Annotated in this window: 1 protein-coding gene; it reads left to right on the top strand. The window is 63.1% G+C overall.

The annotated features are described in order from the left end of the window. Positions 1-276: 276 nt before the first annotated feature. The coding region (locus tag JP75_RS24930) for a DUF952 domain-containing protein (RefSeq protein ID WP_035088074.1) at positions 277-566 on the top strand (290 nt) is incomplete at its 3' end.

Below are 566 nucleotides of genomic sequence, written 5' to 3'. Positions count from 1 at the left end.
TTGCTGACGCGCTTGGAGGGGTTGAACGCGGTCGGGTCCAGCCCGGCCAGCTTCGCCAAGGCGGATACGCTCAGGCCGTGGCGCTTCGCCACCCCGTCGATACCGTCCCATATTGCCCGGTGCGAGAGCATCTGGTTTGGAGCCTTGGCTAGGAGAAATATCCCATTTGGGAAGATAGTCCTATTTCTATACCCCCAGCTTCCGCCCTTTAAAGTCTGTCCGACAATCGCTCCACAGCCTTGCGATGGCGAGGCGGTTTGAATAGCTTCCGGCGCCATGACCTCCCCCGCGCTCATCTACAAGATTTCCACCCGCTCCGCCTACGAGGCCGCCGTGCCGACCGGGCAGTTCCAGGGCATGCCCATCGATTTTCAGGATGGCTACATCCACTTCTCGACCGCTGATCAGCTGGCCGAGACCCTTGCAAAGCACTTCGCCGGTCAGGGCGATCTCGTCCTCGTCGCGGTCCGCACCGCCGATGTGGCCGCCGCTCTCAAATGGGAGGTCTCGCGCGGTGGCGCGCTCTTCCCGCACCTCTACGCGCCCATGCCCGTCGCTGCCGTCGA

It is taken from the genome of Devosia riboflavina (genome assembly GCF_000743575.1).
In the GTDB taxonomy this organism is placed as follows: Bacteria; Pseudomonadota; Alphaproteobacteria; order Rhizobiales; family Devosiaceae; genus Devosia; species Devosia riboflavina.
Note: the sequence above shows the minus strand (reverse complement) of the source record. Positions and strands in the feature narration are given on the sequence as shown.